The sequence below is a fragment of the Stenotrophomonas sp. YJH_SMC_54 genome, from assembly GCF_059368435.1.
Window position 1 is genome coordinate 150,056 of sequence record NZ_JCAFRS010000011.1, and the last position, 8,432, is coordinate 158,487.

At 67.1% G+C, this 8,432-nt stretch carries 7 protein-coding genes; 1 reads left to right on the forward strand and 6 read right to left on the reverse strand.

What is annotated here, in order from left to right; all coding sequences use genetic code 11:
• Positions 1–6 precede the first annotated feature (6 nt).
• Positions 7–2,598, forward strand: coding sequence for a bifunctional aconitate hydratase 2/2-methylisocitrate dehydratase (gene acnB, locus AC5P5S_RS14080; RefSeq protein WP_005409507.1), 2,592 nt, complete (start codon positions 7–9; stop codon positions 2,596–2,598).
• Positions 2,599–2,689: 91 nt separating this feature from the next.
• Here the strand turns inward: acnB and AC5P5S_RS14085 are convergent, their stop codons facing one another.
• From AC5P5S_RS14085 to AC5P5S_RS14110, 6 genes are all read right to left on the reverse strand, one after another.
• Positions 2,690–3,634 (reverse strand): hypothetical protein, encoded by a 945-nt coding sequence (locus tag AC5P5S_RS14085; RefSeq protein ID WP_005409508.1) that lies wholly within the window; start codon positions 3,632–3,634, stop codon positions 2,690–2,692.
• Between the two features lie 90 nt (positions 3,635–3,724).
• Positions 3,725–5,311 carry a hypothetical protein gene (locus AC5P5S_RS14090; protein WP_062605868.1) on the reverse strand — a complete coding sequence of 529 codons (1,587 nt, stop codon included), beginning with the start codon at positions 5,309–5,311 and terminating at the stop codon, positions 3,725–3,727.
• A gap of 92 nt (positions 5,312–5,403) precedes the next feature.
• Entirely contained in the window at positions 5,404–6,477 is a 1,074-nt protein-coding gene (locus AC5P5S_RS14095) for a protein-glutamate methylesterase/protein-glutamine glutaminase (RefSeq protein ID WP_005409510.1), read from the reverse strand.
• On the reverse strand, positions 6,474–7,070 hold the full coding sequence (gene cheD / locus AC5P5S_RS14100; RefSeq protein ID WP_005409511.1) for a chemoreceptor glutamine deamidase CheD: 597 nt from the start codon (positions 7,068–7,070) through the stop codon (positions 6,474–6,476). Before cheD ends, AC5P5S_RS14095 begins: the two co-directional genes overlap by 4 nt.
• Positions 7,067–7,936 carry a CheR family methyltransferase gene (locus AC5P5S_RS14105; protein ID WP_049402309.1) on the reverse strand — a complete coding sequence of 290 codons (870 nt, stop codon included), beginning with the start codon at positions 7,934–7,936 and terminating at the stop codon, positions 7,067–7,069. Before AC5P5S_RS14105 ends, cheD begins: the two co-directional genes overlap by 4 nt.
• A 37-nt stretch (positions 7,937–7,973) precedes the next feature.
• The coding region (locus tag AC5P5S_RS14110) for a methyl-accepting chemotaxis protein (protein ID WP_495205351.1) at positions 7,974–8,432 on the reverse strand (459 nt) is incomplete at its 5' end.

Below are 8,432 nucleotides of genomic sequence, written 5' to 3' on the forward strand. Positions count from 1 at the left end.
GTTGTCATGTTGGAAGCCTACCGCCACCACGTCGCCGAGCGCGCTGCGCTTGGCATCCCGCCGCTGCCGCTGAGCGCGCAGCAGACGGCCGATGTCATCGAACTGCTGAAGAACCCGCCGCAGGGCGAGGCCGAGTTCCTGCTCGACCTGCTGACCCACCGCGTGCCGGCCGGCGTCGATGACGCAGCCAAGGTCAAGGCCTCGTACCTGGCCGCGATCGCGCTGGGCAGCGAGCAGAACCCGCTGATCAGCCGCGAGCGCGCCACCGAACTGCTGGGCACCATGCTCGGCGGTTACAACGTTGCGCCGCTGGTGCAGCTGCTTGACGACACCAGCGTCGGCACCATTGCCGCCAACGGCCTGAAGAAGACCCTGCTGGTGTTCGACGCGTTCCACGACGTGCAGGAAAAGGCCAAGGCCGGCAACGCCAACGCCCAGGCCGTGCTGCAGAGCTGGGCCGATGCCGAGTGGTTCACCAGCAACCCGGAAGTGCCGCAGAGCCTGACGGTCACCGTGTTCAAGGTGCCTGGCGAGACCAACACCGACGACCTGTCGCCGGCACCGGATGCGACCACCCGCCCGGACATCCCGATGCACGCCCTGGCGATGCTGAAGAACAAGCGCGACGACGCGCCGTTCACCCCGGAAGAAGACGGCAAGCGCGGCCCGATCCAGCAGATCCTCGACCTGAAGGACAAGGGCCACCTGGTTGCCTATGTCGGCGACGTGGTCGGTACCGGCTCCTCGCGCAAGTCGGCCACCAACAGCGTGCTGTGGTGGACCGGTGATGACATTCCGTTCATCCCGAACAAGCGCGCCGGTGGCGTCTGCCTGGGTTCGAAGATCGCCCCGATCTTCTACAACACCATGGAAGATGCCGGCGCACTGCCGATCGAGCTGGACGTGTCGAAGATGGAGCACGGCGATGTGGTCGAGCTGCGTCCGTACGAAGGCAAGGCGCTGAAGAACGGTGAAGTGATCGCCGAGTTCCAGGTCAAGTCCGAAGTGCTGTTCGACGAAGTGCGTGCCGGTGGCCGCATTCCGCTGATCATCGGCCGTGGCCTGACCGGCAAGGCGCGCGAAGCGCTGGGCCTGGCCCCGACCAACCTGTTCCGCCTGCCGGTGCAGCCGGCCGACACCGGCAAGGGCTTCTCGCTGGCACAGAAGATGGTCGGCCGCGCCTGTGGCCTGCCGGAAGGCCAGGGCATGCGCCCGGGCACCTACTGCGAACCGAAGATGACCTCGGTCGGCTCGCAGGACACCACCGGCCCGATGACCCGTGACGAGCTGAAGGACCTGGCCTGCCTGGGCTTCTCGGCCGATCTGGTGATGCAGTCGTTCTGCCACACCGCCGCCTACCCGAAGCCGGTGGACGTGAAGACCCACCACACCCTGCCGGAGTTCATCTCCACCCGTGGCGGCGTTTCGCTGCGCCCGGGCGACGGCGTGATCCACAGCTGGCTCAACCGCATGCTGCTGCCGGACACCGTGGGTACCGGTGGTGACTCGCACACCCGCTTCCCGGTGGGCATTTCGTTCCCGGCCGGTTCGGGCCTGGTCGCCTTCGCTGCGGCCACCGGCGTGATGCCGCTGGACATGCCGGAGTCGGTGCTGGTGCGCTTCAAGGGCAAGATGCAGCCGGGCGTGACCCTGCGTGACCTGGTCAACGCGATCCCGCTGTACGCGATCAAGTCGGGCCTGCTGACCGTGGCCAAGGCTGGCAAGAAGAACATCTTCTCCGGCCGCATCCTGGAAATCGAAGGCCTGCCGGAGTTGAAGGTCGAACAGGCGTTCGAACTGTCCGACGCCTCGGCCGAGCGTTCGGCGGCCGGTTGCTCGGTGCGCCTGAACAAGGAACCGATCATCGAGTACCTGACCAGCAACATCACGCTGCTGAAGTGGATGATTGCCGAGGGCTACCAGGATCCGCGTTCGCTGCAGCGTCGCATCGAGAAGATGGAGGCGTGGCTGGCCAACCCGCAGCTGCTGGAGCCGGATGCCGACGCCGAGTACGCCGCCGTCATCGAGATCGACCTGGCCGACATCCACGAGCCGATCGTGGCCTGCCCGAACGATCCGGACGACGTGAAGACCCTGTCCGAAGTCGCTGGCGCCAAGATCGACGAAGTGTTCATCGGTTCGTGCATGACCAACATCGGTCACTTCCGTGCCGCTGCCAAGCTGCTGGAAGGCAAGCGTGACCTGCCGACCCGCCTGTGGGTGGCCCCGCCGACCAAGATGGATGCTTCGGAGCTGACCAAGGAAGGCGTGTACGGCACCTTCGGCGCCACCGGCGCCCGCATGGAAATGCCGGGCTGCTCGCTGTGCATGGGCAACCAGGCGCAGATCCGCGAAGGCTCCACCGCGATGTCGACCTCGACCCGCAACTTCCCGAACCGCCTGGGCCGCAACACCAACGTGTACCTGGGTTCGGCCGAACTGGCCGCGATCTGCTCGCGTCTGGGCCGCATCCCGACCAAGGAGGAGTACATGGCGGACATCGGCGTGATCAACGCCAATGGTGCGGAGATCTACCGCTACATGAACTTCGACCAGATCGAGGAATACCAGGACGTGGCCAACACGGTCGCTGCCTGATGCGGTAGTGCCGGCCGCTGGCCGGCACGCCGTTGAAACGAAGAACCCCCGGTGAGAGCCGGGGGTTCTTCGTTTGGGGGCGTACCCAGGTTCAGGCCTGGGTAACGGCCGCCGCTTCCTCGGTCACGGCCGGCGTTTCCGCCGGAAGCTCGGCTTCCACCGCAGGCTGCGGCAGAGCGCCATGGTCGGGGAACAGGCGGGGCAGCTCAGCCACGAAACGCGCGATGCAGGCCTCGGCGAACTCACGCGACGCCGCCTTGGCCTTCGCATAGTCGTCTGCCTGCCATTCCTGCAGCGGGGCAACCCGTGCTTCGTCCCGGCAGTGCACGCCCTGGCCGCCACTGGCGCTGCGGAACAGCTTGCGCACCACCGGGAAGCCGATGGTTACATCGTGGCGCAGCTCGTAGGGGGTCTCTGCATCGCTGAGCTTCTGGTACACCAGCGACCACTGGCCGGCACTGGCTTCCACGGTGCGCTCGTCGCTGGGAATGGCGCCGGGGTGGGCCGCGAAATAGAGTGCCAGCTGCTCGCGGATCATGCCGGGCAATGCGCCGAAGGCCGGGCTGGGCACAGAGTTGATGTCCTCGCCACGGACGTTGTTCTTGCTGAAGCTGTTGCTGGTGCCGATGTCACCCACGCCAGTGACGAACGCCAGAGCAGACAGGCCGACCTTGGCCGCGGTGACGGCAGCGGTGTCGGCACGCATCACCAGGCGCAGCACGTGATCGCCCACGCGATTGCCGTTGGGGCCTGCACCCAGTCCGGAAGTGACCTTGATGTGCTGCAGGCTGCTGTAGTCGACAGGAGGTGCCACGGCGGCTGTCACATTCCCGATGGCCGGATCGGCCGCGGTGGGGGCGTGCGCCGCGTCTGGCGCGGTCGCCGCATCCGTTGCTGGATCGAGCGTTGATCCGCTGGTGACCGCGGAATCCACGGCAGGCGTGGGTGTGGGTGCTTCGTCGTTGGCGTAGGCCGACGGCGCCAGCAGCAGGGTGGCCGCGATCGCGGCGGTGAGGCAGGTTGGGCGTAATGCCACGGTAGTACTCCTTGGGGAAACGAAGACGAGGCGCTGTGCGCGCTCTGGTGGTTGATGCCCGGCGAAGGCCGAAGGTAGGGGAGCGATTGCTCAGTGCGGCGCGAATTCCCTGATCGGGAACGCATTGCAATGGGCGATCGCAGCGGCGATGTCGACCGGAGCATCGGCGGCGGCACTGCGGCGCCTGTTCACCGTGGCCGCCTCGTCCCACAGGCTGGGCAATACCTGCGGTGCGTCCAGTACGCGTTCGCGCACGGCATCGTGAAGGGCGCTGCTGTAATCGGTAGCCGGTACCACCACGCACAGGCGTGTGCCGGGATTGCTGCTGGCCTGCTGCAGCATCTTCCGCACTGCCTCGGTGCTGCCCGCGTCGTCGGTCAACCGTTCCGGTGCGCCGCCCTGACGGGCATCCTGGATCTGCAGCTGGCCTGGGCTGAACAGCAGGACCTGCATGTCCTGCCGCGGTTCAACGCGCACCGGCGCACGCGTGCCCTCACAGATGCTGGGGGTCTTGCGCGCAACCTGTGGCGTCGTGCTGCCATCGGCGTGTACCTGGCGCAGATGCAGGCGGCACATCTTGTCGGCCACTTCCATTTCCACTTCGTAGTCCTGTCCGGGCCTGGCCACGAACTGACCCGACAACTGCCCGTCGCAGTACATGCGGCTTGATGCGTCGAAGCGCGCTTCGACAATCAGCGGCTTGCCGCCGGCGACTTCGTACTCCTGGTAGCTGAGCATGGAGAACCGCTCGTTCTCCTTGCTGCGCAGGGTTTCCGTGGCGGGGATGCCGAGCACGCCCTTGTCACCGGCGTTGTTGTACTTGACGTCGATCCTGTCGCGGTAGTCCTCGCGGCAGGCGGCGTCGGTGTACAGGGTGGTGGTCCGCCCCAGGCTGGCATAGATGCGCACCCGTGCCGGCGGCACGGCACCGCCTGCGTAGGCCGTGAGATCTTCAGCAGCAAGCGGGCGAGGGTACATCGCCGGTATTCGCTTGATGAGCTGCTCGGTGCACTTCATCGTGATCACCTGGGCGGCAATCTTGAGCCTGGCGTAGTCATTGGCCTGCCACTCGCCCAGGGTCGCCCGGTCGTCGCTGTCACTGCATCTGATGATTTCAGCCAGGGTGCCATCGGCACGGCGTTGCTCGATGGTGCTGACGTGGTTGAGGCGGTAAAGGGGATCCTTCCGCGTGTTGCCCTGGTGCACCAGCGCCCAGGTGTCTGCACTGAAACGCAGGGTGCTGCTCTGGTTGGGCAGCGCGTCGGGCGCATAGCTGAAGTAGCCACCCACCAGCGCCCTGGCTACGTTGGGCATCAGCGTGGTGGCGGGGCTGGCCTGGCTCTCGACGATGCTGCCGGGCAGGGTGTTGCGCCGGAAGTAGTCCGGCTCATTGCCGCTGAAGAGCAGTGCGAGGCCCTTTGGCGTGAGCGACTCGCTGTCATCGGGGGTGACGATGCGCAACGCCACGTCGGGTGCGTGGAGGCGCTTCGATGCGGTATCCGGACCACTCTGGATGTGGACGCGATCGGTCCAGGCGGTGCCCTTCGCGACGGGGGCGGGGGGAAGGCCCGGGGTGGCCTGCGGCGGTGCCGGCACGCCGGCTGCGGTAGCTGCCAGCGGAGCCAGCAGGGCGGCCGCCAGCAGTGACGGTTGGTAACGGAAGAGACGCAGGGCCATGGTCAAACTCCTTGGAAAACACGACAGCCGTGCCGGCCCTTCCGGGGCCGGCATCTGAAAGAGGGAATCAGGCGGTGCGATGCCGCGGACGATCAGCCGCGGGCGAGCGCCAAGAGTCGTTCGGCGATCCGTTCCAATGGCACCTGTTCTTCGGCCGCTCCCAGTTTGAAGGCAGCGCCGGGCATGCCCCAGACCACGCTGGTGGCTTCATCCTGGACCAGCGTCGGCGCGCCGGCCTGGCGCATTTCCAGCAGGCCGCGCGCGCCATCGTCACCCATGCCGGTGAGGATGGCGCCGATGGCGTTGCCGCCCGCGCTCTGCGCGACCGAACGGAACAGCACGTCCACCGCGGGCTTGTGACGGTTCACCGCAGGGCCATCATCGACGCGGCAGCGCCAGCGCGCACCGTCGCGGATGATCCGCAGGTGCTTGCCGCCCGGTGGCAGGTAGGCATGGCCAGGCAGCACTGCCTCGCCGTCGCTGGCCTCACGCACGGCCATCGCGGAATGCCGGTCCAGGCGTTCGGCGAAGGCGCTGCTGAAGCTGGCAGGCAGGTGCTGGGTCATCACCACGGCAGGCGCATCGGCCGGCATGCCTTCCAGCACCACGCGCAGCGCCTCGGTGCCGCCGGCCGAAGAACCAATCGCGATCAGGCGGTCGGTGGTGCGGAACTGCGGTGCAGCCGGGCGCATTGCAGGAGCTGCTTCCAGCAGGAGTTTCGGAGCGGCAGCACGCACCAGCGGGCGCACCCGCGAGCGCGCCGCCATCTTCACCTTGGCGATGATCTCGTCGGCGTAGCCCTGCAGACCGCGTGCGACGTCCAGCTTGGGCTTGGAGACGAAGTCCACGGCGCCCAGTGCCAGTGCCTGCAGCGTGGTATCGGCGCCGCGCTCGGTCAACGAGGAGATCATCACCACAGGCAGTGGGTGCAGCCGCATCAGGTTTTCCAGGAAGGCGAGGCCGTCCATGCGTGGCATTTCCACGTCCAGCGTGATCACGTCCGGGGCCAGGCGCTTGATCTTCTCGCGCGCCAGCAGCGGGTCGGCAGCTGTGCCGACCACGTCGATGGCCGGATCGCTGGACAGGATTTCCGTGAGCATCTGGCGCACGACGGCGGAGTCGTCGACGATCAGGACCCGGCAGGGGGCGTTGCCGGTCAGGGTCATTCGAACAACTCCACGCCACCGGTGACCGGGGCCTTGGACAGGCGCGCACGCACTGCCGATTCGGTGGCAGCCACTTCGGCTTCGTGGGCATGCGGCAGGCGCTGCACCACCACGCGGCCGGTGTCGGCGAAGAACCAGATCTTGCGCGGATGGATGCCGCACAGGTCCTCGGCGATGATCGGAATATGCTCGGCCTGCAGGTACTGGCGCACGAACTCGGCGTTACGGGTACCGACCGGATTGCTGGTGAAGCCCTTCAGTACGTTGGCGCCGCCGAACACCTTGGCCTCGATGCGCTTGCGGTGCGCGCCGCGCTTGAGCATGTCGTTGATCAGCAGTTCCATCGCATAGCTGCCGTAACGCGCGGGCGCGCCGTCGCCGGCGTTGCCCTCGGGCAGCAGAAAGTGGTTCATGCCGCCGATCTTCAGCACCGGGTCGCGCAGGCAGGCGGCCACGCACGAACCCAGGGTGGTGGTCAGCGCGGTGGTGTCATCGACCACCAGGTACTGGGTGGGCAGCAGCTTGGCGGCAAGGGTCTGGAAGCGTGCATCCTGGTAGCGCATCACGTCGTCGGTACGCAGTGAGGCGTTCATGCGCCGGCCTTTGCCGCGCGGCGGTACAGGGTGCGCCCGCAGGGCTGGATCAGGTCGGCGGCGTGCAGGTAGTTCTCCGAGTGTCCGGTGTAGAGCAGGCCATCGTCGGCCAGGTGCTGCACCAGGCGGCCGAGGATGGCGCGCTGGGTCGGCTTGTCGAAGTAGATCATCACATTGCGGCAGAACAGCGCGTCGAACGGGCCGCCGACGTCGTAGCGCGGGGCGAGCAGGTTCAGCGGACGGAACTCGATCAGCTCGCGCAGCGCCGGCAGCACGCGGCACTGCCCCTCGTTGGGACCGCTGCCACGCTGGAAGTAGCGGCGGCGCAGGTCCGGGTCGAGATTGGCGACACGGTCGATGTTGTAGACGCCGCGGCCGGCGGTGGCCAGTACCTGGGTATCGACGTCGGTAGCGATGATGCGCACCGGCGGCTTCAGCGTACCGAAGGCCTCGCAGGCGGTGATCGCCATCGAATAGGGTTCCTCACCGGTGGACGCCGCGCACGACCACAGCAGCAGCGGCGAACGGCTGGAACGCTGCTGCAGTTCTTCGCGCAGCTTGTCGAAGTGGTGCGGCTCGCGGAAGAACGAGGTCAGGTTGGTGGTCAGCGCGTTGGTGAACGCCTGCCACTCGTCACCGTCTTCCTGCTCAAGATGGTCCAGGTACTGCTGGAAGCTGCGCATGCCCAGCGTGCGCAGGCGGCGCGACAGGCGGCCATAGACCATGTCGCGCTTGGCCGGTGCGAGGGCGATGCCCACGCGCTGGTAGATCAGGTCGCAGACGCGGCGGAAATCACGGTCGGCGAACTCGAATTCGCGCGGGCCGGTGACGATGGGAGTAGGACTTTGCACGGGGGACGTGTCCATCGGCAGAGGCGGCGGCCGAAGCCGCCGCGGGTGGGTCTCAGAATTCCTGCCAGTCGCTGTCGCTGGCGGCGAAGGTGCTGGCGTTGCTGCTGCGACGTACCGGCGTGGGCGTGCTGGTCGGCTGCGAACGTGCCACGGTGGTGATGCGCGCCGGTTCCACGCGTTCGGCGACAGCCTTCACCGCGGCCGAGACCTGGTTGTCGAGGCGGAAGATCGCCACGGCGTCGGCCAGCTGCGCGGCCTGGTCTTCCATCGCACGTGCGGCGGCGGTGGCTTCTTCCACCAGTGCAGCATTCTGCTGGGTGGTCTCGTCCATCTGCACCACGGTCTGGTTGACCTGCTCGATGCCGGCGCTCTGTTCCTGCGAAGCGGCGGAGATCTCGGCCATGATGTCGGTCACGCGCTGCACCGAGGCGACGATCTCGCCCATGGTGCTGCCGGCCTGGTGCACCAGGCTGGAGCCTTCGGCGACCTTGCCGACCGAATCATCGATCAG